Source organism: Stenotrophomonas sp. STEN083 (assembly GCF_056759195.1).
In genome coordinates this window covers 1-24,609 of the sequence record NZ_JBRRCU010000065.1, presented here as the reverse complement: position 1 = coordinate 24,609, position 24,609 = coordinate 1, and the positions used below count along the sequence as shown (strand labels likewise).

Sequence of the window (24,609 nt, the reverse complement as noted above, 5' to 3'; positions counted from 1 at the left end):
CGCCCTTTGCGCCGCCGGATGGGGGGGGGGGGGGCGGGGGCCGCGTGGGCCCGGCGGAGGGCGCCGCGCCCTGCCTAGTGTTGTGCCTAGAATGGCTCGGCACTACGCTCTTGCCCCTCCCTTTCGCGTAGCGAAGGGGAGGGTTGGGGAGGGGTAAGCTTTTGGCTGGCCGATGCAGCCGATGCCTGGCGACTGTAGTGCCGAGCATGGCTCGGCACTACCCATCAGCGGTACGGGCCGGGGCCGCGCCACAGCAGTTCGCCGTAGCGGTAGACATACATCACGATGACGAACTGGCGCGCATCGCCGATGTCCTGCAGCTCGGGCGAGCCGGCCTGCAGCATGCGGCACTTGCTGGAGCCTCGGCGCAGTGCGACCTCGGCGGGGCAGACCATCAGATAGGTGGTGCCGGGCAGCGGGATCGACAGTTCCTTCTTGCCATCCACTTCCTTGGCACCGTCCATCCATGCACGCAGTTTCTCCTCGCTGAGCAGGTCGTAGACGATCTGGTAGCCGCCGACTTCCATGGCCGGTGCTCCGGCACTGCGGTCGACGCTTCTGCCGCTGTCATTGCCCTGACCGGCGGAGCGACCGTAATCGTCCTGCGCGGTGGTCCTGTCCAGCGAACCGGGCGGGCGTCCGGTCCAGGTTTGCGGACGACGCGGCACGGTTTCCGACGGGCTGGCCGCCGCTGCTGGCGCGGCCGGCGTCTGGGCCTGATCCTGGGTCTTGGTTTCTTCCTGCTCCGGCTCGCTGGGCGGCTCGATGTAGCGGGCCTCCGGCACCGGCTTGCGGTCCTCGCTGCGCCTATGCGTGGTTGGCTTGGGCTTGGAGCGCGTGGTCTTGTCGGGCTTGTCCTGCGGCGGCACCTTGCTTGGCTGCGTGGACGGTGGTGCTTCGCCGACGAAATCGACCTTGGTCCGGCCGCCGCCCGATGAGCCCTGTGGCGAGGAAACCACTGGTGGATTGGAATACATCAAGAGCAGCAGCATCAGCAGATGCAGCACCGCCGTGATCAGCACCGCGACCCAGCGGTCACGGCGTTCATGCCAGAGCTTGATTTTGAACTGCTTCGGAGAGCTTGGGGTGCTGGTCATGCCGCGATCTGGGGCCTCGAAGGTGCTGCCCTCGTGCGGAAGTCACGCCGTGCCACCGATAGGGAACCGGCATGGTAACGCCTGTGCCCGGCACGCAACCGTGCCAGCAGTGCTGTTGCCCGTTACTGCTGCGCTCTGGTCAGGCCGCTGCGGCAAATCGCGGGCACAATTGGGTCAGCTGCCGACGCAGGATCCGTATCGAAGGTAACCGTGGGCGGTATCGGCGCACGGCCGGGCTATGATGCCCCTCCTGCCGCGGACAGTTGGCGGGGACTCCCACCACAATGGAAACAGCTGCATGCGCATCCTGCTTGCCCGTCACGGCGAAACGCCGTGGAACGCCGAAGGCCGCTATCAGGGCCAGATCGACATTCCTCTCTCCCCAGTGGGTGAGGCCCAGGCAAAAGCCTTGGGTGAGCGGTTGGCCGATGTGCAGATCACCCGCGCCGTGGCCTCGCCGCTGAGCCGTGCGCAGGCCACTGCCAAGGCTGCGCTGGGTAGCAGCCGTGAATCCATGCTGTTGACCGAGCCGGACTTGCAGGAAATCGCCCACGGTGAGTGGGAAGGCCTGCTCGCCAGCGAGATCGACGAGAAAGACCCGGCGCGCCTGCGCGCCTGGCGCGAGGAGCCTGACACGGTGCTGATGCCCGGCGGCGAATCGCTGCGTCAGGTATTGGATCGCAGCTGGCGCGGGCTGACCGCCGCCGCCGAAGGGCTGGGCGAGGATGACACCTTGCTGGTGGTCGCGCATGACGCGGTCAACCGCGTCATTCTGTGCAAGATCCTCGGCCTGCCGATTTCCAAGCTGTGGAGCTTCCGTCAGGCGCCGACCACACTGAACCTGCTGGAAGGCCCGGACGTCGAACACCTGGAAGTGGTACGTCTGAACGACTGTGCGCACCACACCCCGTTCTTCGGCGAAGCCAAGCACCGCGCGCTGTAATCGGAGCACGTAATCCGCTTTCGGTAGAGCCGAGCGATGCTCGGCTGAGGCTCTACCGGTGGAGCCGCTGCCGAGCATGGGTCGGCACTACAGTTGCTCCCTCCCTTTCGCGTAGCGAAGGGGAGGGTTGGGGAGGGGTTGGCTTTACCGCTTCTGATCTTGCAGTGGCTTCGCGGCTGACGCCGCTCCCACAAATTGGCTGGGGGCTGATGGGTTGCTGGTGACGCCCCTGCGGAGCATGGCTCGGCACTACACACAGCCCGGGGCCTGACATGCAGGCAAGCTTGGCGGCCGGGTGCGGCTGCCGCTGTATCATGGGCACCATTCCCGCGCGCAACGCGCAGCCGGCTTTCAGTGCCGGCCCATGATCCAGAGAGTCCTCCGCATGTCTTCCGCCCGTCCCGCCACGCTTGAACAGTGGCTCGCCCATATCGAACAGCAGCACCCACAAGCCATCGCAATGGGCTTGGAGCGCGTGCGCGAGGTCGCCCAACGCATGCAGCTGGGGCGGCCGGCTGAGCACTGCATCGTGGTTGGTGGCACCAATGGCAAGGGGTCGACCGTAGCCTTCATCGAGTCCATCGCCCGCGCCGCGGAGTGGAAGGTAGGCGCCTACACCTCGCCGCACCTGCTGTGCTACAACGAGCGCGTGCGCATCGATGGCAAGGACGTGGATGACGCCAGTCTGGTAGCCGGCTTCAACGCGGTCGAAGACGCCCGTGGCGACACCGCGCTGACCTATTTCGAATACGGCACGCTGTGCGCGCTGTGGCTGTTCCAGCGGTCCGGTTTGGATCTGGCGGTGCTGGAAGTCGGCCTCGGTGGGCGTCTGGATGCGGTCAACATCATTGACGCCGATGTGGCGGTGATCACCACCGTCGATATCGACCACGCCGATTGGCTGGGCAACGATCGCGAGGTCATCGGCGAAGAGAAGGCCGGCATCATCCGTGGCTGGAAGCCGCTGATTCTTGGCGAGATCGATCCGCCCTCCAGCGTGCTGCGCCGTGCCTATGTGCTCGGGGCCAATGCGATCCGCTTCGGCAGCGATTTCTTCGCCGAGGATATCGACGCAGACCTGTGGCGTTGGCGTGATGTTTCGTTCCGGTTGGAGCTGCCGCAACCGGCATTGTGGGCGCCGATCCAGCGCAACAACGCGGCCACTGCAGTTGCTGCATTGCGCGCTTTGGACAAGCCGGTGCCGCGCGCTGCATGGGCACAGGGCGTAGCTGATGCGCAGGTAGTCGGCCGCCTGCAGCGTTTTGAGCGCGACGGGGTTGAAGTGTTGCTGGATGTGGGCCACAACCCGCAGGCCGCTAGCGCCTTGGCTGCAGCATTGAAGGCCGAGCCAGTGCAAGGCCGCACGTTCGCGGTATATGCCGCACTGGCCGACAAGGACGCTACGGGCGTTGTCGAAGCTCTGCAGGCGCAGGTCGATGGCTGGTTCCTGGCCGGGCTGGAAGGCACGCGTGGGCAAACCGCCGCGCAGCTGCGTGAGCGCCTGGCGCAGACCGCTGCGGCCGAGGCCAGCTTGTCCGACAACGTCGGCAAGGCGCTGGACGCCGCATTGGGCCAGGTCCAGCCGGGCGACCGGGTGCTGGTGTTCGGCTCCTTCCATACGGTGGCCGAAGCGCTGCCACTACTCCGTTCAGCTGACTAAGACGCTGCCGCGCGTGCCCCGCATATAATCACCGGGGCACTCCGCCGCGCCGCGCATACGCCAATTGTGGAAACTCCTCTGAAACAGCGACTGATTGGTGCCATCGTTCTGGTGGCGCTTGCCGTGATTTTCCTGCCGATGCTGGTCAAAGGACCGGCGCCGGACAGTGGCGTACAGGACGTGCCGCTCAGCGCGCCTGCAGCGCCTGCCGAAGGCCAGTTCGAAACCCGTGAACTGCCGCTGGTCGCGCCTGGCGCACCGGCCGGTGGTGCTTTGGGCATGCCCGCCGCACAGCCGGAAACCGGCGTGGCCGCCGCTGTCGAGCAGCCGGCCAATGGGCTGCCGGCTGCTACTGCTGCCGGCAACTATGCGGTCAATTTTGGTGCCTATGGCAGCGAGGTGGATGCCGACGCTGTGATTGCGCATCTGAAGAAATCCAATCTGCCGGGCTTCCGCCAGGCCGACACCATCAATGGCCGCCCGGCCTGGCGCGTGCGCATCGGCCCGTACGCCGATCGCGCCCAGGCTGAACTGGTGCGGCTGGAGGCGGGCAAGGTCCGCAACGACGTGAATGCGCAGGTTGTGGTACTCAACGCCACTGCCGAAAACGCAGTGCCGGCACCGACCGCTATTGCTACGCCAGCTGCCAGCAGCACCGCTACCGCCGCGGCAAACACCGCGCCGGTCCGAACCGAGGCCTTGCCACCGGAGCCGGCCAAGCCGGTCGTGGCGGCGCCCAAGCCTGCCGCTCCCAAGCCGGAAGCGCCCAAGCCTGAGCCGGCCCGCCCCGAACCGGCCAAGCCGGTAGCGGCAACCCCGGCCAAACCGGCCGTCACCACCCCGGCCGCTCCGGCTGCCAGTGGTGTCGGTTTTGCCGTGCAGCTGGGCGCCTTTGGTCAGGCCGCTGATGCCAATGCATTGCGTGACCGCGCGCGTGGCGCCGGCTTCAGTGCGTTTGTCGAGCAGGTGCGTACCGATAACGGCGTGCTCAACCGCGTCCGCATCGGGCCGGTGGCCAGCCGCGAGCAGGCTGAACAGCTCAAGGCGCAGGTTGCGGCCAAGGTCGGCATCGCCGGCATGGTCCGCCCGCATCCTTGATGCGGCGCTGCGTCCTGCCGATCAGTCGCGCAGCGCTGCGCCTCACTTGCGGGGCACGTGGTGATTGATCTGGTGTTGCTGGCGCTGATCGGCGTGTCGGCCCTGTTCGGGCTGATGCGTGGCTTGCTGGCGACCGTGCTCGGCGTACTGAATTGGCTGCTGGCCGGCGCTGCCGCCTTCTACTACGGCGAACGCGCAGCCTTGATGCTGGCCGACCAGGGCCAGCCCAGTGCTGGCGACTACGTCGGCGGCTATCTGCTGGTATTCATCGGTGTGCTGCTGGCGGCCACCCTGGTCGGGCGCCTGCTGCGCGGCGTGGTCGATGCCACGGTATTGCTGAAATGGCCGGATCGTTTGCTCGGTCTTGCCTTGGGCGCGGTGCGCGGGGTGCTGTTGGCGGTGCTGGCGGTACTGCTGCTGGGCTTCACCTCGATGGGTGAAGAACCGGGCTGGCGCCAGTCCAGCGTGGTGCCGTTGCTGCAGCCGATGGCTGACTGGGCACGCGAAAAGCTGCCGCAGCCACCTGAATCGCCGGCAATGGCACTGATGGACTTGGGTAAGTCGGTGCTGGCAGGCGATAATGGCGGACCGAACGAAGCAGATGCGGGCAGTGGCTTGCTACCGGCGCGGTTGGAAGGGACGCGTTTTGATCCCCGCCAGCGCAGCGCAGAGCAAAGCCGAGCTGACCCGGCGGGGGCGTTGCCCTCCAACATCGATCCGGCGCAGGTGCGCCCGGGTCAACTCAAGCCGATACGGGTTGAGCCTCAAGGCCAGGCACGGCCACCTTCACGTTAACGGGCATCGCCCAGCGGAGATCGCGCAACATGTGTGGCATCGTCGGAATCGTCGGCAACCAGAACGTCGCCGGGCAGCTTTATGACGGCCTGACCGTCCTCCAACACCGTGGCCAGGATGCGGCCGGTATCGCTACCGCTGACGGCACCCGCCTGCGGGTGGAAAAGGCCAACGGCCTGGTCCGTGATGTATTCGACGAGCGCCGCATGGCGCTGCTGCAGGGCCGCATCGGCATCGCCCATGTGCGCTACCCGACCGCAGGCTCGGAAGGTACCGACGAGGCGCAGCCGTTCTACGTCAATTCGCCTTATGGCATCGCGTTGGCGCACAACGGCAACCTGATCAATACCGAGGCGCTGCGTCGCCAGGTGTTCGAGGCCGACCGCCGCAACATCAATACCGATTCGGACAGCGAAGTGCTGTTGAACGTGTTCGCCTACGAGCTGGACGCGCAGCGCATGCTGACCCCGGAAGCGGCGATCCGCGCCGTGGCTGGCGTGCACCGTCGCTGCAAGGGCGGCTACGCGGTGGTCAGTGTGGTGCTGGGCCTGGGCCTGGTTGCCTTCCGTGACCCGCACGGCATCCGCCCGCTGGTGCTGGGCAAGCGCAACCATGCCGAAGGCGTCGAGTACGCGGTGGCGTCCGAATCGGTGGCGCTGGACGTGCTCGGTTTCGAGCGCATGCGCGACGTGGCGCCGGGCGAAGCGGTGGTCATCACCGAGCGCGGCGAACTGTTCACCGAGATCTGCGCGACCAACACCCAGCAGACCCCGTGCATCTTCGAGTACGTGTATTTCGCACGTCCCGACTCGATGATGGACAACGTGTCGGTGCACAAGGCGCGCATGCGCATGGGCCAGAAGCTGGGGGAGAAGATCCTGCGCCTGCGTCCGGACCATGACATCGACACCATCATTCCGATCCCGGACACCTCGCGCGACGCCGCGCTGGAAATGTCCAACGTGCTCGGCGTGAAGTACCGCGAAGGCTTCGTCAAGAACCGCTACGTCGGCCGCACCTTCATCATGCCGGGCCAGGGTGAGCGGGTGAAGTCCGTGCGTCGCAAGCTCAACCCGATCCACCTGGAATTCCGCAACCGCGTGGTGCTGCTGGTCGATGACTCCATCGTGCGCGGCACCACCAGCCAGCAGATCGTGCAGATGGCACGCGATGCGGGCGCACGCAAGGTCTACCTGGCCAGCGCCGCGCCGCCGGTGCGTTACCCGAACATCTACGGCATCGACATGCCGGCGGCTGAGGAACTGGTCGCACACAACCGCAGCGTCGAGGAAATCGAGAAGCACCTGGGCTGCGACTGGCTGGTCTACCAGGACCTGGAAGATCTGGAAGTCGCCGTGCGTGAAGGCAACCCGGAGCTGAAGGAATTCGACTCGTCCTGCTTCAACGGCGAATACGTCACCGGCATCGAGCCGGGTTACTTCGAGCGCATCCAGCAACTGCGTTCGGACGAAGCCAAGACCCAGCGCCGCGCCTGATCTAAGCCCCTCTCCCGCCTGCGGGAGAGGGGTTGGGGTGAGGGCAGAACGAAGCGGCAACGTGTGAGCACCCATGAACCCGCAACAAGCACTGCCGTCCATAACCAACCAAGCATTCGCCGCACCGCCCGAAGCAGCAGGCTTCTCCCTGCTCGACGCCGCCTGCATCTGCATGGCGGCCGCCGACCCGCTTGAGAAAGTCGCACTTACCCAGCACTACGCCGCGCGCTACCGCGGCGGCACATTGAAGCTGCCGGCAGAAGCGCCAGAACCCGAACCGATCCGCGCGCCGGGCCGCCCGCCGCAACTGGTGCTGGTGCACCCGCGTGATCTGCCGCGCCGTGGCCTCGGTACGGTGGATGGGCGCGCCGCCTTCATCCACGCCATCGCCCATATCGAACTCAACGCCATCGATCTGGCCTGGGATGCGGTCTATCGCTTCCGTGGCCTGCCGGGCAGCTTCTACGCCGATTGGGTGAGCTGCGCCGATGATGAGTCGCGCCATTTCGTATTGCTGCGTGATCGTCTGTTGGCACATGGCCACGACTACGCCGATTTCCCCGCCCATAACGGCCTGTGGGAAATGTGCGAGAAGACCGCGCACGACGGCTTGGCACGCATGGCCCTGGTGCCGCGGGTACTGGAAGCGCGCGGCCTGGATGTGACACCGGCGATGATCAGCAAGCTGCGTTCGCTTGGCGATGCAACGACTGCCGACGTGCTGGAGGTGATCTTGCGCGAAGAGGTGGCCCATGTCGCTGCCGGCACGCGCTGGTACCACTGGTATTGCGCGCGCGTTGGTGTCGAGCCACGCAAGCGGTTCAAGGAGCTGCTGGGCGAATACGCCGGTGGCTATCTGCGCGGGCCCTTCAATCTGGAAGCGCGCTTGTTGGCCGGTTTTGATGTGGACGAACTGGACTATCTGGTCGAACAGGCCGGTTGAATGCCGGGCGCGGTGAAGCAAGCTGCTGCTTCGTTGGCGGTGATCGATCCCGCCGATAGTGCAGGCATCAACGATGAACGATTCCCGCAACTCGGGCCGTGTCTGATTGACGACCGGCTCGCCTGCATTCCACCATCGGCGCGGCAGGTGGGGCTTGTCGTGTCCCACGTCTTTCACGGGTTGATGCAAGGGCATCGGCCAACATCAGGTCGAGTCACATGTCACTGTGTTCTTGATCGGCAACGATGCAATCAAGGAGAAAACGATGAAGCAGATTCTTACGCTGGCCGCGCTGGTAATGGCATTGTCGGCATGCAATGGTCCCAAGCCTGCTGCTGATTCCAGTGCCAACGCGCCGGCTCCGGTTGCGCCTGTCGCAGCGGCTGAAGCAGTGGCTGCCAAGGATGATTTCCCGGTCATCGTGCAGGCGTCAGGCACCGAGCCGTTCTGGGGTGTGCGTGTGGACGGTGCCAAGCTCGACTACAGCACACCGGAAACCCAGGCCAGTCCGCAGCATTTCGAAGGCAGCCGCACGCTGCAGGATGGCTTGCTGGTAGTGCAGGGCGGCGAGGGCAAGGAGGCATTCCGGCTGACCTTGCAGCGTGCCGAGTGCTCGGACGGCATGTCCGACCTGAAGCACCCGTTCACCGCCGAATTCGTGCTAGGCAAGGACACCTTCAAGGGCTGCGCCCGTGACCCCTCGGTACCGGTGGAAGCACCCTGATCCCAGGTGTTTGTAGGAGCGGCGTAAGCCGCGAAGCCACAAATGCGAAAGCCGCCAGGCAGGCCTGCAGTTGCAGCCACATCTGGTGGCTTTTTTGTGCCAGCTTCGCGGCTCACGCCGCTCCCACAAAATATACGACCGAGCCTTGTAGGAGCGGCGTAAGCCGCGAAGCCACAAATGCAAAAACCGCCAGACAGGTCTGCAGTTGCAGCCATATCTGGCGGTCTTTTTTGTACCAGCTTCGCGGCTCACACCGCTCCTGCAAGCTATCTGGCCGCTCCTGCAACTGGGCTCAGCTCAACGCTTCCAGCCGGTACCCATCAGCATCCACACGCAACACCGAGCCCTGCTCATACCAGTCACCCAGCACGATGCGGGTGAAGCTGTGCTCGCCGGCGTTCACGGTATGGATCGCCGGGCGATGGGTGTGGCCGTGGATCATCGTTTCCACGCCGTAACGCTGGAAGGTGGCAACCACTTCGGCGGGTGCCACATCGGTGACGGTTTCAAACGTCGCCTTGTCGTCCTGCTTCATTTCCGATTGATGTGCCTGGCTGGCGGCGCGGGCTTTCTGTGCGAAGGCGACGCGTGCTTCCAGTGACTGCGACAGGAACTGGGCGATGAAGGCCGGGTTGCGAGTTTGTGTGCGGAAGGCCTGATAGGCGACGTCGTCGGTGCACAGCAGGTCGCCATGCTGCAGCAGCACCGGCTTGCCATAGAGCTGGATCACCGAAGGGTCCGGCAGGATGCGCATGCCGGCGCGCGCGGCATAGTCGTTGCCCAGCAGGAAGTCGCGGTTGCCGCGGATGAAGTACACCGGGACACCGGCCTCGCTGACTTCGCGCAGCGCCAGCGCAACCGCATCGGCGGCGCTGGAGGGCGTGTCATCGCCGATCCATGCTTCGAACAGGTCGCCCAGGATGTACAGCGCTTCGGCCTGCCGCGCTTCGCCGCGCAGGAAGTCGAGGAACAGTTCAGTGATGGCTGGACGGCTGGGGTCCAGATGCAGGTCGGAGATGAACAGCGTTGTCATGCCCGCATTGTAGAGCCTGATCAGCTCGCGAGCAGCGGCAACAGCTGCAGCGAGGCTGTGCCCAGCAGTATGCCGATGGCGGTGGCGGCCAACACATCGCTGGGGTAATGCAGACCCAGCACCACCCGCGACAGCGCTACGGCGACGGTGAAGGGCAGCAGCAGCGGGGCCAGCCAGGGGTAATAGGCCAGCGCCACCACGGTGAAGGACACCGCGTGCAGGGTGTGGCCAGAAGGAAAGCTGTATTCATCCAGCGGCGCCACCCAGGCGCGGATGCGCAGGTCGGCGGCGAACGGACGCGGTCGGCGGGTCCAGCGCTTGAGCAGCTTGTACAGGCTCAGCGCCAGCACGCCGGTGGCGGCCATATGCGCGGAGGCCTGCAGGCCATCCAGGCCATCGGCTAGCACCAAGGCGCCCATCAACATGTACCAGAACACGCCGTCACCGAGCCGGCTCAGCACCGAGAACAGGCGGCGGATGCCGCGACGGCGGCCGTAGCGGTTTGCGCGGCGGCACCAGCGGGCTTCGCGCGCGGCGATTCCTTCAGGCGGCAGCAATGGCATGGCAGCGTCTCCGGGAGGCCAGTTCGCTGAGCAGTGCTTCAAATTCGGCGACCACGTGTTCAGGATGCAGGCGCTGCATCGCGCGGCTGGCGTTTGCACCGAGGGTGGTGCGCATCTCGTCATCGTTGGCCAGCTGCACGGCGGCGGCGATGAAATTCGCATCGTTGTCCACGGCAACGCCACTGTGCCCACTCTGCAGATGTTCGCGGGCTGCACCGTAGTTGAAGGCAACCGTCGCTACGCCGCTGGCCATGGCTTCCAGGGTGACGTTGCCAAAGGTTTCGCTGCGGCTGGCGAACAGGAACAGATCACCGCTGGCGAAGTGTCTGGCCAGGGCCTCGCCGCGCTGCACACCGCAGAAGATGAAGTCCGGGTTCTGCGCTGCCAGCTTCTCGCGCATCGGACCATCGCCGACCCAGACGAAGCGCGCCTTCGGCCGTTGCTGCTGGATGCGGCGGAAGGCCTTGATCGCCAGGCCCAGGTTTTTCTCGGCGGCGATGCGGCCAACGTGGATGACGGCAAAGCCTTCGCCTTCGATGCCCCAGTCCGCACGCAAGGCATCGTCGCGCTTGCTGGGGTCGAACTGGCTGCCATCCACCGCACGCGCCAGCAACCGCGCCTTTGAAAAGCCATTGTTCTGGAGGAACTGCTGCAACTCGCGGGTAGGGACCAAGGTGGCTTCTGCCTGATTGTGGAAACGGCGCATCCAGCGCAGTGCGGTGCCTTGCAACCAGGCAGCGCCATAGTCGGGTAGATATTCATCAAAACGCGTATGCAACCCCGAGGCGACAGGAATGCCCAGGCGTCGCGCGGTGCGCATTGCCGACCATCCCAACGGGCCTTCCGTGGCCACGTAGATCGCATCCGGGCGTTGTTGCTGCCACTGCCGCGCAAGCTGCAATGGAGCCGGAAGGCCGAAGCGCAGGCCGGGATAGCGAGGCAGACCGGCACCGCGGACCAGTACCTCGTGGGCGTGGCCGGTGCCATCCTGTTGTTGACGTGGGCGGACCACATCGACGTCATGGCCGAGGTTGCGCAGGCCGTGTTCCAGCCCTTGCACGGTCAAGGCAACGCCATTGACCTCCGGCGGATAGGTCTCGGTGACGATCGCAAAGCGCATGGCTGGCTCCCGGTTTTTGGCGAGGATGCGCGCCGGGAATGAAGCGACTGTTACTCCCAGTTGACGACTTTGTTACTGGGCCAACAAAAAAACCACGGCCCTGAAGGGCCGTGGTTCCTGGTGCTTTTTTCCCTGCGAGGCAGGGATCAGAAGCGCTGCTGGTACTTCATGTACACGAGACGACCGATGTCGTAGCCGCCGTAGTACGAGAAGGCAGAGTTCGGCTTGCTGTACATCACCGGACCGTACTTTTCGAACACGTTGTTGGCGCCGACCGAAACGGTGGCATCCCACGGCAGCTTGTAGCGCACCTGCACGTCATGGAAGGTCACCGCGCCACGCTCGTTGTAGTTGCGCGCGCCCGCGTACCAAGGCGCCACCACGCCTGGATCGGAGCACTCTTCCGGATACAGCTTGATGCTCGGGCACTGCTCCTTGACACCGGAGTAGTAGCGGGTGGTCCAGCTCACGCCGAAGTTCTCCAGGTCCCAGCCAAGGCTCAGGTTGGAGCGGATGCGGAAGCCGCTGCCAATGCCGTTGGTCGGTGTCGGCACGGTCTTGCTGTTGTTGGTCGAGCGGTAGATGTTCTCGCTGACATAGGTGGTAGCCCAGCTGCTGCTGAACTTGCCATAGCTGGTATCCAGCCGGTAGCTCACATCCAGGTCGTAACCTTCGGTCTGCATGAAGCCGGAGTTGCGGTTCGCGAACTTCAGCGTATTGACGATGCCGCTGTTCGGGTCACGGGTGAAACGTTCGCAACGGGAGGCGATGTCCTGCTCGTAGCAGTCGATCAGGATCTGGGTGGGGCTGTCGGCAACGATGGTGTTCTCGATGCGGATCTTCCACCAGTCCAGCGACACGTTGAGGTTGCTGATGAAGCTTGGGCTCCACACCAGGCCGAGCGTCTTGCTGACCGAGGTTTCCGGGGTCAGCGTCGGGTCGGAACCTGAAACGAACGGCACCGGAGTTGCGTCGGTGGCCGTGGTCACCGGGGTCATGCCCTGCTTCAGCTGACGGAACGTATCGGCATTGGCGATATCCTTGGCGCAGCGCAGGCGTACTTCCTGGCTGGTCCGCGACGAGCCGAACTGGGTGTCGCATGGATCGCTGAACTGGGCGAAGGTCTCCGAACCGCCACCGTACAGATCATTGATGGTGGGGGCGCGGAAGCCCTCTGCCCAGGTACCACGCACCAGCAGCTGGTCCAGCGGCTTCCACTTGAAGCCGAACTTGCTGTTGAGCGTATCGCCGAAGGTGTCGTAGTCCGAATAGCGGGTAGCGGCGTTGAAGCTCAGTTCGCGCGCACCCGGCAGGTCGGACAGCACCGGCAGGTTCAGTTCGAGGTAGGCCTCGTTGACGCGGTAGTCGCCACCGGTCGGGCCGGCTGCCAGGTTGGTGGTTGCGCCGGTCTGGGCGAGGGGATCAGGACGGTATTCACCCGCTTCCTGACGGCTTTCCACGCCAAAGGCAAAGCCCATGTCGCCGCCTGGCAGCGTGACGATGCTGCCTGCGATGTTGGCAAAGAAGTTCTTGCTGGTGGTCTTGCCCTTGGTGATCTCCGTGGGGAACAGCCACTCCAGCAGAGTGGCGTTGCCGGTCAGGCCGTTCGGGTCCAGGGTGCCGTAAGCGACCAGAGGATTCCACGGGGTGCAATTGGCAACCGGCGCGCCAGGCTTGCCGCATTCGACCTTGCCGGTGGTGGCGTTGTAGTACGACGGGCCTACTGCGGCCGCGACACGACCCTTGTGCAGGTTGCCGGTGGCGATGGATTCGAGTTCGTTGCGGTTGTACTGGTAACCCACTTCCCAGTCGAAGTAGCGCTCACCCAGATCAAACGAGCCGTCAAACGAGGCCACTGCACGGAGGGTCTTCAGTTCGCTGGTGGTGACGCGTGGCACTTCCCAGGCGCGGCGGTTCCAAGCGACGGCGGTCGGGGTTGCATAGCCATGCTGGTTGCCGAAGGGGTTGAAGTAGCTGTCCACCGACATCGGACCTACCCCGGCGGTGCTGGACTGCAGCGGGTAACCGGCGATCTGGCGGCGCGAGGTGCGCTCGTTGTAGCCCAGCTCGGTCTTGAAGTTGATGGCATCGGTAATCTTGAAGCGGCCATCGAAGTACACCGAATCCCGCTTGACCGGGTAGTTTACGTGCATCTGTTCGTTGGCATTGCTCACGTCACCGGTAAACGGGGTGGCGTCGGTCAGGTGGTAGTTGGCCGGATTGGTTGGATCCTTACCGCGGTCCAGGGAGTAGTTGCAGCCCTTGGCGTCCTTGCAGCCGGGGCCGCCGATCAGGCCGGTGATCTGACCGAACTGACTGATCGTGGTCCAGTTGCTGCTGTCTGCCGGGTGGCGGTCGCTGATGCCGTAGGCGCTGAACCAGCGGTCCTTGGCCCACACTTCCTTTTCTTCGCTGTGTTCGGCCGACAGGGTGAGGGAGATGCGGTCGTTGCTCCAGCCGGTGACCACGTCGAAACGATCGCGCGCGCCGTCGCCTTGGCTGAACTGGCCATGGTAGACATTGGCGGTGACGCCGCTGACGTTGGTGCGGGTGATGATGTTGATCACACCAGCCATTGCATCGGAACCGTAGATCGCCGATGCACCGTCCTTGAGAACTTCAATGCGTTCCACTGCCGACACCGGCAGGCTGGACACGTCCTGGTAACCGGAGGTGCTGATGCCCAGGCGCTTACCGTTGACCAGTACCAGCGTGCGCTGCGCACCCAGGTTACGCATGTCGATGTAGGTGCCGCCTGCGTTCTCGCCTGCGGTCAGCGCGTTGGCGCGGCTGATAGCCGGGCTACCCATCGCGGTGACGTTCTGCAGGATGTCGGCAACCGAGCTGAAGCCCTGTTGTTCGATATCGGTGCGGCTTATGGCGAACACCGGCTGCGCGGTTTCGACGTCGACCTGACGGATGCGCGAACCGGTGATTTCGATGCGATCAAGGGTGGTGGGGTTGCTGTCCTGGGCGAGCGCGGGCAGGGCGGTCATACCGACGGTGCTCGAAACCAAGGCATAGCGAATCGCCTGCCCCAGGGTGCTGGAACGTGTTTGCATTGCGGGCTTTCTCTCTCTCTTTTAACTGACAAGTGTCAAAAAGAGATTGCAACGTAAGGCCGTCGCGATCTCCATCAAAGGCCATCGTTGCAAGTGCAAGGATGGCCTACTGAGAGTAGCGTCGTTTGTAAAAAAAATGTTTGTTATGACGAAATAGGTAACCGAAGTTACGCATTGATGGCGTCACTTCCAGACATGTCTTGACGGCTGCTGCCGTTTGGCCCGAGCGCTCAGGCCACGAACGGTCGGAAGCTGAAACCCAGGCCGGTCATGCCTTCCGCCTCACCAACCAGATCGGCACGCAGCAGCGGGCGCGCGTCGATGTAGTCCTTGGCCAGAATCAGCGACAAGGTGTTGCCGTCGACGGACAGTTCCAGGGTCGGGATCGGGTCGGATTCATGTGCGCGGTGCAGCAGTACCGCCAGTCGCAATATTGCCGCCGTGCGCTTGGCTGGCAGCAACAGACGCTCCGGCAGGGCTTCGAAAGCGCTCTTGGGAATGCCGCGACGATGGGTGCGGATCAGTGCCGCGAGCATCTGCTGTTCCTGGCGCGAGAAGCCGGCGATATCCGAATGCTCGATCACGTAGCTGCCATGGGTGTGATAACCGCTGTGCGCGATCATCAAGCCCAGCTCGTGCAGGCGTGCAGCCCAGCCCAGCATGCGGGCATCGTCGACATCCAGTTTCCACGCGTCGGAGACCTGCTCGAACAGCCGCTGCGCAGTGGCTTCCACGCGCTGTGCCTGGCTTTCGTCGATGGCGTAACGCAGGGTCAATGCGGCCACCGATTCGTCGCGCGGATCGTTGTCGTTGGCGCGGCCCATGATGTCGTAGAGGATGCCTTCGCGCATCGCCGCCTTGCTGACCAGCAGCTTCTGCAGGCCCAGCGCCTGGAAAGCGGCTTCCAGCACCAGCACGCCGCCGGCGATGATCGGGCGGCGCTCGTTGGACAGCGTCGGCAGCTCGATCTCGTTGATGTTCTTGGCGCGCAGCAGTTCCTCGCGCAGCTGCGGCAGCGCTTCGGCGGTGATCGCGCCCTTGCTCAGCTTCATTGCCGCGCAGATCTCGCTGATCGCCTTGTGGGTGCCGGACGAGCCCAGTGCTTCCTGCCAGCCCAGTGCCTTGTACTTGTTGGCGAAAGGCTGGAACTCGGCGCCGATCTCGGTGAGTGCGTCCTTCCAGCGCTTCTTGCTCAGCTTGCCGCCGGGGAAGAAACGTCGGGTACTGGCAATACAGCCGGCCTGCAGGCTTTCGCGTTCCAGCGTCTGCATGCCCTGGCCGATGATGAACTCGGTGGAGCCGCCGCCGATGTCGATCACCAGCCGATGCTGGTCCGGCTTGGGCGGTTGTGCGTGGGCAACGCCGAGATAGATCAGACGCGCTTCTTCGCGGCCGCTGACCACTTCGATGGCGTGGCCGAGCGCGGTTTCCGCCGGCATCAGGAACGACAGCGGCGAGCGCAGCTGGCGCACGGTATTGGTGGCCAGTGCACGCACGCGGTAGGGCGGGATGTTGCGGATGCGCTGGCCGAAGCGGGCCAGGCATTCCAGCGCGCGCTGGCGGGCTTCGGGCGACAGGCCGCCCTTGCCATCCAGGCCGTCGGCCATGCGCACGGTTTCGCGCAGGCGGTCCACCACCCGCAGCTGCCCGAGCAGGTAGCGCGCGATGACCATATGGAAACTGTTGGAGCCCAGGTCGATGGCGGCCAGCAGGTCGCCGTCCTGCAGGGGCGGTGGGGTCAAGGAAGACTGGGGCATGGCGGAATGGTAGCGGATGAAGTAACCAGGGACATAGATGCGGGATCCGGGAACCAGTGGCGGTGCGGTCTGCGACGGCTACGCCAGACGCTAGCGGCCGCCCACGTAGGAACCAGTGAAAGCGGGCGGATGCCCGCTGTTGCACTGGTTCCTTCCACTTGCTCCCGGTGGCTGCTGCTTACAGCCCTTCCATCAATGCCTGTTGCGCCGAATGCGGTGGCTGGCCGGGGGCGGGCTCGCATTTGATGTAGCGGCCGTCTTCCTGCAGGTCCCAGGCATTGAGGTTGTCGTCCAGGTAGTTCTGCAGCACCTCGCGGTAAATGCGCCGGGAAAGATCTGTGTCCAGGATCGGGAAGCAGGTCTCCACGCGGCGCAGCAGGTTGCGTTCCAGCCAGTCGGCGCTGGCGCAGTACAGCTCGGGCGCGCCGTTGTTACCGAACCAGTAGACGCGGCTGTGCTCGAGGAAACGGCCGACGATCGAACGCACGCGGATGTTGTCCGATACGCCTTCCACGCCGGGTCGCAGGGTGCAGGCGCCACGCACGATCAGGTCGATCTGCACGCCGGCCTGCGAGGCCGCGTACAGGGTGCGGATCACCTGCGCCTCGTTGAGGGCGTTCATCTTGGCGATGATGCGCGCCGGCTTGCCGTCCAGGGCAAGCTTGGTCTCGCGCTCGATGCGCTTGATCAGCCCGGCATGCAGGGTGAAGGGCGATTGCAGCAGGCACTTGAGCTTCATCTTCGGGGCCAGCCCGGAGAGCTGCTGGAACAGCAGGTGCACATCGTTGCCGATGTCGGCATCGGCGGTGATCAGGCTCAGGTCGGTATACGCGCGGGCAGTGCCGCTGTGGTAGTTGCCGGTGCCCAGATGTACGTAGCGGCGCAGCTTGCGGCCTTCGCGGCGCACGATCAGCAGCATCTTGGCGTGGGTCTTGTAGCCGACCACACCGTAGACGACCTGCACGCCGGCATCCTGCAGGCGATCGGCCAGACCGAGGTTGGCTTCTTCGTCGAAGCGCGCGCGCAGCTCGACCACGACGGTAACGTCCTTGCCGTTGCGCGCGGCCAGGATCAAGGCCTCAACAATCCCCGAGTCCTTGCCGGTGCGGTACAGGGTCTGCTTGATCGCCAGCACATTGGGATCGACCGCGGCTTCGCGGATCAGCTCCAGCACGGTGCTGAAGGAATCAAACGGATGGTGCAGCAGCACGTCGCCCTGCGCGGCGGTCTCGAAGATGCCCTCGGGCGACTTGAACACGCGCGGGGTCATCGGCGGGTACTTCAGGTCCGCGCGCTGCAGCAGGTCATACACCTGGATGACGCGGTTGAGGTTGACCGGGCCATCGATGCGGTAGGCCGCGTTCTCGGACAGGCCGAAATTCTGCAGCAGGGTCTGCATGATGGGTTTCGGGCAGTCGTGGGCGATCTCCAGCCGCACCGCCGGCCGATAGCCGCGGTCGACCAGCTCATCGCGCAGCGCCAGCGCCAGGTTCTCCACTTCTTCCTCGTCCACCACCAGCTCGGAGTTGCGGGTGACGCGGAACTGGTAGGCGCCCTGCACATCCATGCCCGGGAACAGCTCGTCGACGAAGGCTGACAGCACCGCCGACAGCAGCACGAAGTTCTGCGGGCCGCCCAGCGACTCGGGCAGCTGGATGATGCGCGGCAGTGAACGCGGAGCACGCACCAGTGCCAGATGGCCGGCACGACCGAAGGCGTCGGTGCCCTTCAGCACGACGACGATGTTCAGCGACTTGTTGAGGATCTTCGGGAACGGGTGCGACGGGTCCAGGCCGAGCGGCGACAGCACCGGCATGATCTCGTTGCGGAAGTAGGCGCGCAGCCAACGGCGTTGGCGCGGGGTCCAGGTCTTGTTGGCGAGGATGCCGACACCGGCCTCGCCCAGGGCCGGACGCAGTACCTGGTTCCAGCAGCGGTACTGCTGGTCCACCAGTTCGGCGGCGCGGTCATGGATGGCGTTGAGGATGGCCTGCGGGCTCATCCCGTCCGGCGCCGGCGGCAGGCCGAATTCCTGTGCATGGCGTACCGCGGCGGCGCGGATTTCGAAGAACTCGTCCAGGTTGGTGCAGGAGATACACAGGAAGCGCAGCCGCTCCAGCAATGGAACCTGCTCATCCATCGCCTGGGCCAGCACGCGGAAATTGAAATCCAGCTGTGACAGTTCCCGGTTGATGTACAGCGACGGATCACGCAGGGGATCGGTGCCGACAGCGGGCGTGGCGGGGGGCGGAGGAGGAGTCATGCCGGGAAGTCTTCCATGGACAAAGGCGAGGGGGATGCATTGCGCGGGCGTACATGCTCGGCGTCGAAGTGGCAGGCAAAGGTGCTGCCCTGGCCGACTTCGCTGCGGATTTCCAGGCGTGCCTGATGCAGGCCAAGAATGTGTTTGACGATGGACAGGCCCAGCCCGGTGCCGCCGCTTTCGCGCGAACGGCTGCTGGAGACGCGATAGAAGCGCTCGGTCAATCGCGGCAGGTGATTGGCCGGAATGCCGTAGCCGGTGTCGGTGACGGCCAGCACCGCGCCATTGCCTTCGCGGCTGAAGGTCAGGGTGATGCGGCCGCCGGCCGGGGTGTAGCGCACGGCATTGGTCAGCAGGTTGGAGAAGGCGCTGTGCAGCTCCTTGTTGGAACCCGCCAAGTCCACCCCGGCCTGGTCTTCCACGATGATGGTGTGGCGGCCTTGGCTGTGCGCTTCGGCTTCGCGGCGAAGCGAGGCCAGCATCGAGGTCATGCCCACCGTTTCCAGCTCGGTGTGTTGCTGCGATTCCAGTCGCGACAGGGTCAGCAGGTCTTCGACCAGCTGCGCCATGCGCTGCGATTGCTTGCGCATCTCCGACAGCATCGGTCCGGTATCGGGGAAGTCTTCCGGGTCCATCATGTCCAGGTAGCCGTGCACCACGGTCAGTGGTGTGCGCAGCTCATGCGAGACATTGGCGACGAAGTCGCGGCGTACCTGTTCCAGATGCAGCAGCTTGGTCACATCACGCGCTACGAGCAGCCAATGGTGATCCGAGTAGGGGATCAAACGCATATGCAGGCGGATGGCCGGATCGACCGGCGAGTTCGCATCCAGGATCGGTTCGGCGTTGCGGCCACCGGCCAGCCAGTGCGCAAGCGGCAGTGGCTGCAGGCGCGGCACCAAGGCAGCTTCCATGTCGGCGGGGTGCTGCAAGCCGAGCAGGGCGGTGGCGGCTTCGTTGAACCACTGCACGCGCTGGGTATTGCGGTCGACCACCACCACCGCATCGGGCAGCGCGGCGGCGGCGGCGCGGTAGCTGCGCAGCATCTCGACCAGGCGGCGCTTGCGCGCGCGCATTTCCTGCTGGTTGCGTGACAGCAGCCGGTCCAGTTCATTCCAGACGCCCAAGCCTTCGGGCGTGTCCCAGCGTTGCCGTGCAGTCAATCGCAACAGCAATTGGCGCAGACGCCAGTAGTGCCAGGTGAGCATCGCCAAGGCGGTGATCGCCACGATCAAAGCGGGATGACCCAACAGCGCCCCCAGCCCCCATGCCAGCAACAGCAACGCGGCCACGGTGGCCAGCGTCTTCAACCAGGCAGATCGGAATTGGCGGGGCATTGCGTTCTCGGTGTTGCTGGATGGATCCGTCGGGGCTACGGAGGGTTATGGCGGGTTGCGGCATCGACTGCGGCTTTGCGGCCGCAGCGGTTCAGGTGGCTGCGGAGAAGCGATAACCGGCGCCGCGCACGGTCTGCACCATGTTTTCGGCGGCAAATGGTTCAAGCGTCTTGCGCAGGCGGCGGATATGCACGTCGATGGTGCGCTCCTCCACATACACGCTGCCGCCCCAGACGTGGTCCAACAACTGCGAGCGGGTGTAGACGCGCTCCGGATGGGTCATGAAGAAGTGCAGCAGACGGTATTCGGTGGGGCCGATCGGCACCGGCACATCGCCAGCAAAGACGCGATGGGCGGCGCCATCGATGCGGATGTTGCCAACGCCGACGCTGCCGTCTTCGTCATCGTCGCGGGTGCGGCGCATCACTGCACGGATACGTGCCAGCAATTCGCGCGCCGAGAACGGCTTGACCACATAGTCGTCGACGCCGGCTTCCAGACCACCGACGCGGTCGTTTTCTTCGCCGCGTGCGGTGAGCATGATGATCGGCACATCGCGGGTGAGGACTTCCTTGCGCCAGCGGCGGGCAAGTTCCAGACCGCTGGTGCCGGGCAGCATCCAATCCAGCAGGATCATGTCCGGAACCCGGTCGGCAATGGCCGTCTGCGCTTCGAGTGCGTCGCCGGCATGGACCGGGTCGTACTCACCCTTGCGCAGGGCGAAGGCGACCATGTCACGGATCGCGGGTTCGTCATCGACAATCAGGATACGTTTCTGCACGTGGCGCCTACCGGAATGCCCATCAATAAGGGATGTGCTCAGTAGACTACGGTTTGATGACGGGTTTGTGACACGAATGGAGGGTAAACCCGGCAATTTGTCCAGGCAGGTTCAGTTCCGTGACATTTCGGGGTCGTGGACGCCGAGCCGGCGCATCTCCAGCACGGTCGGCATGATGGATTCGATACGGGCATCCACCCGTGCCCGGCTCACGTAATCCAGCCCGGGTTGCTTGAGCAGGGCCTGGAACTGGATCAGCGCCTGTTCCGGCCGCCCATTCAAATAGGCGGCTTCGGCATAGGCCTCGCTGGCGCGAGTACTGTCGCCGGCCAGCTCGCTGGCGCGGGCGAAGGTGGCTTGGAACACCGGGTCGTCGCTGGAGCGCGCCAGCAGGGGCCGCAGCATGGCCTGCGCGCGCTGGCCTGAGGCTACGCCGCCTTGCTCATTCAGGATCTGGGCATAGGTCAGGGCCACCGGGCGGCTCTGTGGCAGCCGCTTGAGCAGGGAGTCGAAGCGCTTGTTGGCCTCTTCGTGGCGACCGCTACGTGATTCGGCCTCGCCCAGAGCGAGGTTCACCCACAGGTTGTCCGGGTATTCCTGCAGCAGCTGCTGCAGCTCGGGCAGGGCCTGGGCAACGCCGCCGGCGCCGCCGTCACGCAGGCGGGCGATGGCTACGCCGTAGCGTTGCGCATCTGTGAGGCCGTTCTTCTGGCTGCGTTTGAGGCCTTCGTATTCGCGTACCAGCTCCGACGGGGTAGGCGCGCTGAGCACGCGCAGGCGCTCGCGAGCCCAGTCGAACAGGCCGGTGGCGCCGCGTGGCAGGCTGTTGTCGGGCAGCGACAGCTGCAGGCCGGCCGGCAACAGCGGGTTGCCGCCGCTCAGCGGGCTGCTGCTGGTGTCCGGCGCGGACGGGTCGACGCGCTCCTGCAGGACCCCGGTCGGGGTCTGGGTGGTCAGCAGGACTGTGTCCTTCTTCATCTGCTCGGCGCGGGCCTTGGCCTCGCTGATGCGGGTGATGTTGACCGGGTGAGTGCGCAGGAAGTCCGGCGTGGAATAGCCGCCCTCGTTGCCGCGCATTGCTGCCGACATGCGTTCGAAAAAGCCGGCCATCGCGTCCACGTCATAGCCGCTGCGGGCCAGGGTGCGGATGCCGAGACGGTCGGCCTCCGACTCGTTGGAGCGGGTGAAGTTGATCTGGCGCTGCTGCATCAGCCCCATGCCGGAGGTGATGGCGGCCATGGTCGCATCGCCCGAGGAGTTGCCGCCGGCCTGCTGCGCGGCGATCACCGCCGCCAGCATGCCGAGCAGGATAGGAATCTGGTCGCGCTGGGCACGCTCCACTCCGCGCAGCACATGCTGCTGGGTGACGTGGGCGATTTCATGCGACAGCACTGCGGCCACCTCGTCCTCGCGCTCGGCGGTGAGTACCAGGCCGGCGTTCATGCCGATGTAGCCGCCCAGTGTGGCAAACGCATTGATCTGACGGTCCTTCATCATGAAGAACGTGTACTTCTGCTGCGGCTGGGCGCTGTTGGAGCCCAGTCGTGTACCCATCGTACTGAGCCAGTCGTTCACCAGCGGGTCGTCCAGCAGGTAACCGTAGTTGCGCAGTTCGCGCAGCATCATGCCGCCGTACTCCGCCTGCCGTGCCGGGGTCAGCAGCTCGCCGGCCGACGAACCGATGTCGGGCAGTTTGCTTTCATCGGCATGGGACAGCGGGGAGGCCAGGGCCAGGGTTATGGCGGTGGCAAGCAGCAGGTTGCGCAAGCGGTGACTCCCGGTAGTGGCAGGGCGGAGGATGACGGGGAAGCGGGGCGCGGGTGTGAAGCAAAGGTTAACCCGCTGTGTTCTGCCGGTGGCATCGAAAATCAGTACGACCGGTACCATATATAGACAATGTTTCCACTCAGGAGTTTCGTTGTGACAACCTCATCCAGCGCCGGTGCACCGGAAATCACCATTTACTCCACCGCCGTCTGCCCGTACTGCGTAGCGGCCAAGAATTTCCTGAAGAGCAAGAACCAGTCGTGGACCGAGGTCCGGATCGACCTGGACCCGAGCGCCCGCGAGAAGATGATGTCGCTGACCAAGCGCACCAGCGTGCCGCAGATTTTCGTCGGGGACGTTCATGTGGGCGGTTATGACGACATGATCGCACTGCATCGCGAAGGCAAGCTGGAGCCGCTGCTGGCCGGGCAGGGCGCATGAGCGCCGACAACGAAAAGGACCGCCTGGCTGAATTCACTGAGTTCCGCCAGCGCATGAATCAGCGCATCCTCGCCGAGCCGAACCAGGTGGTGCGACGCTTCTTCGCGCTCGATACCCAGACCTACCAGGCCGGTGCGCTGGATGTGAAGACCAAGGAGCTGCTCGGCCTGGTGGCCTCGATGGTGCTGCGCTGCGATGACTGCATCAGCTACCACGTGGCCCAGTGCAAGGAGGCCGGGGTCAGCCGCGAGGAGTTCTTCGAGACCTTCTCGGTCGGCTTGGTGGTGGGTGGTTCCATCGTCATCCCGCACCTGCGGCGGGCGGTGGATTTCCTCGACCAGTTGGAGAACGGGGAGGCCGCGGCGCCGGCCGGGCACGAGCACAGCTGAACCCCAGACCTTCGTCCAGTTGGGGCTGGCGCGGCTGATCAGGCATAATTGACAGTTGAAACCTTTTCAATCGCGCCGGGTTCCGGGCAGCCGGATGGCGCATTCCTCCTCCCTGTTCGGAATACCTAGAAATGACGCAGACAATCACCGTCATCCGCGGCGATGGCATCGGCCCGGAAATCATGGACGCCACCCTGTTCGTGCTGGACAAGCTGGGCGCAGGCCTGAGCTATGAGTTCGCCGACGCTGGCCTGGCCGCGCTGGAAAAGCATGGTGAGCTGATCCCGGCTTCCACCCTGGAATCGATCAAGAAGAACAAGGTCGCCCTGAAGAGCCCGCTGACCACGCCGGTCGGTGGTGGTTTCAGCTCGATCAACGTTGCCCTGCGTCGCCAGTTCGACCTGTACGCCAACGTGCGCCCGGCCATCTCGTTCCCGAACACCAAGTCGCGCTACGAGAACATCAACATGATCACGGTGCGTGAGAACACCGAAGGCGCCTACCTGGCCGAAGGCCAGGAAGTGTCGGCCGACGGCGAGACCGCGTTCTCCGGCACCCGCATCACCCGCAAGGGCTCCGAGCGCATCGTGCGTTACGCCTTCGAGCTGGCCAAGAGCACCGGCCGCAAGAAGGTCACCGCCGTGCACAAGGCCAACATCATCAAGTCGACCTCGGGCCTGTTCCTGGACGTGGCGCGCGAAGTCGCCGCCAAGTACCCGGAAATCGAGTTCCAGGAAATGATCGTCGACAACGCCTGCATGCAGCTGGTGATGCGTCCGGAGCAGTTCGACATCATCGTCACCACCAACCTGTTCGGCGACATCATCTCCGACCTGTGTGCTGGTCTGGTCGGCGGCCTGGGCCTGGCCCCGGGTGCCAACATCGGCGTTGACGCGGCCATCTTCGAAGCCGTGCACGGCACCGCACCGGACATCGCCGGCCAGGGCAAGGCCAATCCGGTCGCGCTGCTGCTGGGCGCTGCACAGATGCTGGACCATGTCGGCCAGCCGGAAAACGCCGAGCGCCTGCGCAAGGCCATCGTTGCCACGATGGAAGCCAAGGATTCGCTGACCGGCGACCTCGGCGGCACTGGCACCACCATGGGCTTCGCCCAGGCCATCGCCAGCCGCATCTGATTGCAGTTGCGGGGTAGTTGCTGATACAGAAAACGGAGCGCGAAAGCGCTCCGTTTTTGTTGATGTAGTGCCGAGCCATGCTCGGCAGGGGCCTTCCCAGGACCAAATCCGCATGTAGTGCCGAGCCATGCTCGGCAGGGGCTTTCCCAGGACCAAATCCGCATGTAGTGCCGAGCCATGCTCGGCAGGGGCTTTCCCAGGACC

General features: G+C 64.7%; 20 protein-coding genes. 10 read left to right on the top strand and 10 right to left on the bottom strand.

Going from position 1 to position 24,609, the window contains the following annotated elements:
* Nucleotides 1–224: 224 nt before the first annotated feature.
* A complete protein-coding gene (locus tag ACVOK8_RS16090) occupies nucleotides 225–1,097 on the bottom strand; it encodes a type II toxin-antitoxin system RelE/ParE family toxin (RefSeq protein ID WP_481567702.1) in 873 nt (290 codons plus the stop codon).
* A 298-nt stretch (nucleotides 1,098–1,395) separates the two neighbouring features.
* Between ACVOK8_RS16090 and ACVOK8_RS16085 the strand changes: the two genes are divergently transcribed.
* The 7 genes from ACVOK8_RS16085 to ACVOK8_RS16055 all read left to right on the top strand — a co-directional run bounded on the left by ACVOK8_RS16085 (nucleotide 1,396) and on the right by ACVOK8_RS16055 (nucleotide 8,756).
* A complete protein-coding gene (locus ACVOK8_RS16085) occupies nucleotides 1,396–2,040 on the top strand; it encodes a histidine phosphatase family protein (RefSeq protein ID WP_481567701.1) in 645 nt (214 codons plus the stop codon).
* A gap of 385 nt (nucleotides 2,041–2,425) precedes the next feature.
* The gene (folC, locus tag ACVOK8_RS16080) at nucleotides 2,426–3,700 is read left to right on the top strand and encodes a bifunctional tetrahydrofolate synthase/dihydrofolate synthase (protein ID WP_481567700.1); all 1,275 of its coding nucleotides are present in this window, start codon (nucleotides 2,426–2,428) and stop codon (nucleotides 3,698–3,700) included.
* 66 nt (nucleotides 3,701–3,766) lie between these two features.
* Nucleotides 3,767–4,798: an SPOR domain-containing protein gene (locus ACVOK8_RS16075; protein ID WP_481567699.1), complete on the top strand. Its 1,032-nt coding sequence runs from the start codon at nucleotides 3,767–3,769 to the stop codon at nucleotides 4,796–4,798.
* 60 nt (nucleotides 4,799–4,858) lie between these two features.
* Nucleotides 4,859–5,593, top strand: a complete 735-nt coding sequence (locus tag ACVOK8_RS16070; RefSeq protein WP_481567704.1) for a CvpA family protein — start codon at nucleotides 4,859–4,861, stop codon at nucleotides 5,591–5,593.
* Between the two features lie 29 nt (nucleotides 5,594–5,622).
* Entirely contained in the window at nucleotides 5,623–7,089 is a 1,467-nt protein-coding gene (gene purF / locus ACVOK8_RS16065; RefSeq protein WP_481546646.1) for an amidophosphoribosyltransferase, read from the top strand.
* 172 nt (nucleotides 7,090–7,261) lie between these two features.
* Entirely contained in the window at nucleotides 7,262–8,032 is a 771-nt protein-coding gene (locus ACVOK8_RS16060; protein ID WP_481567703.1) for a ferritin-like domain-containing protein, read from the top strand.
* A gap of 265 nt (nucleotides 8,033–8,297) precedes the next feature.
* The gene (locus ACVOK8_RS16055; protein ID WP_481567698.1) at nucleotides 8,298–8,756 is read left to right on the top strand and encodes a COG3650 family protein; all 459 of its coding nucleotides are present in this window, start codon (nucleotides 8,298–8,300) and stop codon (nucleotides 8,754–8,756) included.
* A 292-nt stretch (nucleotides 8,757–9,048) separates the two neighbouring features.
* Here ACVOK8_RS16055 and lpxH read toward each other — a convergent pair whose 3' ends face one another.
* From lpxH to ACVOK8_RS16010, 9 genes are all read right to left on the bottom strand, one after another.
* Complete coding sequence (gene lpxH, locus ACVOK8_RS16050) at nucleotides 9,049–9,789, bottom strand: UDP-2,3-diacylglucosamine diphosphatase (RefSeq protein ID WP_481567697.1); 741 nt, start codon at nucleotides 9,787–9,789, stop codon at nucleotides 9,049–9,051.
* Between the two features lie 20 nt (nucleotides 9,790–9,809).
* Nucleotides 9,810–10,352, bottom strand: a complete 543-nt coding sequence (locus tag ACVOK8_RS16045) for a phosphatase PAP2 family protein (protein ID WP_481567696.1) — start codon at nucleotides 10,350–10,352, stop codon at nucleotides 9,810–9,812.
* Nucleotides 10,333–11,472 carry a glycosyltransferase family 4 protein gene (locus ACVOK8_RS16040; RefSeq protein WP_481567695.1) on the bottom strand — a complete coding sequence of 380 codons (1,140 nt, stop codon included), beginning with the start codon at nucleotides 11,470–11,472 and terminating at the stop codon, nucleotides 10,333–10,335. Before ACVOK8_RS16040 ends, ACVOK8_RS16045 begins: the two co-directional genes overlap by 20 nt.
* Before the next feature lie 146 nt (nucleotides 11,473–11,618).
* Nucleotides 11,619–14,534, bottom strand: coding sequence for a TonB-dependent receptor domain-containing protein (locus tag ACVOK8_RS16035; RefSeq protein ID WP_481567694.1), 2,916 nt, complete (start codon nucleotides 14,532–14,534; stop codon nucleotides 11,619–11,621).
* Nucleotides 14,535–14,764: 230 nt separating this feature from the next.
* Complete coding sequence (ppx, locus tag ACVOK8_RS16030; RefSeq protein WP_481567693.1) at nucleotides 14,765–16,291, bottom strand: exopolyphosphatase; 1,527 nt, start codon at nucleotides 16,289–16,291, stop codon at nucleotides 14,765–14,767.
* A 178-nt stretch (nucleotides 16,292–16,469) separates the two neighbouring features.
* Complete coding sequence (gene ppk1, locus ACVOK8_RS16025; protein WP_481567692.1) at nucleotides 16,470–18,554, bottom strand: polyphosphate kinase 1; 2,085 nt, start codon at nucleotides 18,552–18,554, stop codon at nucleotides 16,470–16,472.
* Complete coding sequence (gene phoR, locus ACVOK8_RS16020; protein WP_481567690.1) at nucleotides 18,551–19,891, bottom strand: phosphate regulon sensor histidine kinase PhoR; 1,341 nt, start codon at nucleotides 19,889–19,891, stop codon at nucleotides 18,551–18,553. The genes ppk1 and phoR overlap by 4 nt, the downstream gene beginning before the upstream one ends.
* A gap of 91 nt (nucleotides 19,892–19,982) precedes the next feature.
* Complete coding sequence (gene phoB, locus ACVOK8_RS16015; RefSeq protein WP_481531484.1) at nucleotides 19,983–20,672, bottom strand: phosphate regulon transcriptional regulator PhoB; 690 nt, start codon at nucleotides 20,670–20,672, stop codon at nucleotides 19,983–19,985.
* Between the two features lie 111 nt (nucleotides 20,673–20,783).
* Nucleotides 20,784–22,439, bottom strand: a complete 1,656-nt coding sequence (locus tag ACVOK8_RS16010; RefSeq protein ID WP_481567689.1) for a M48 family metalloprotease — start codon at nucleotides 22,437–22,439, stop codon at nucleotides 20,784–20,786.
* A 153-nt stretch (nucleotides 22,440–22,592) separates the two neighbouring features.
* Here ACVOK8_RS16010 and grxC point away from each other — a divergent pair, with 153 nt between their 5' ends.
* The 3 genes from grxC (at nucleotide 22,593) to ACVOK8_RS15995 (ending at nucleotide 24,405) form a co-directional block, all read left to right on the top strand.
* On the top strand, nucleotides 22,593–22,880 hold the full coding sequence (gene grxC / locus ACVOK8_RS16005) for a glutaredoxin 3 (RefSeq protein ID WP_481567688.1): 288 nt from the start codon (nucleotides 22,593–22,595) through the stop codon (nucleotides 22,878–22,880).
* Entirely contained in the window at nucleotides 22,877–23,269 is a 393-nt protein-coding gene (locus tag ACVOK8_RS16000) for a carboxymuconolactone decarboxylase family protein (protein ID WP_481546636.1), read from the top strand. The genes grxC and ACVOK8_RS16000 overlap by 4 nt, the downstream gene beginning before the upstream one ends.
* A gap of 131 nt (nucleotides 23,270–23,400) precedes the next feature.
* On the top strand, nucleotides 23,401–24,405 hold the full coding sequence (locus ACVOK8_RS15995; protein WP_481531488.1) for an isocitrate dehydrogenase: 1,005 nt from the start codon (nucleotides 23,401–23,403) through the stop codon (nucleotides 24,403–24,405).
* Nucleotides 24,406–24,609 lie beyond the last annotated feature (204 nt).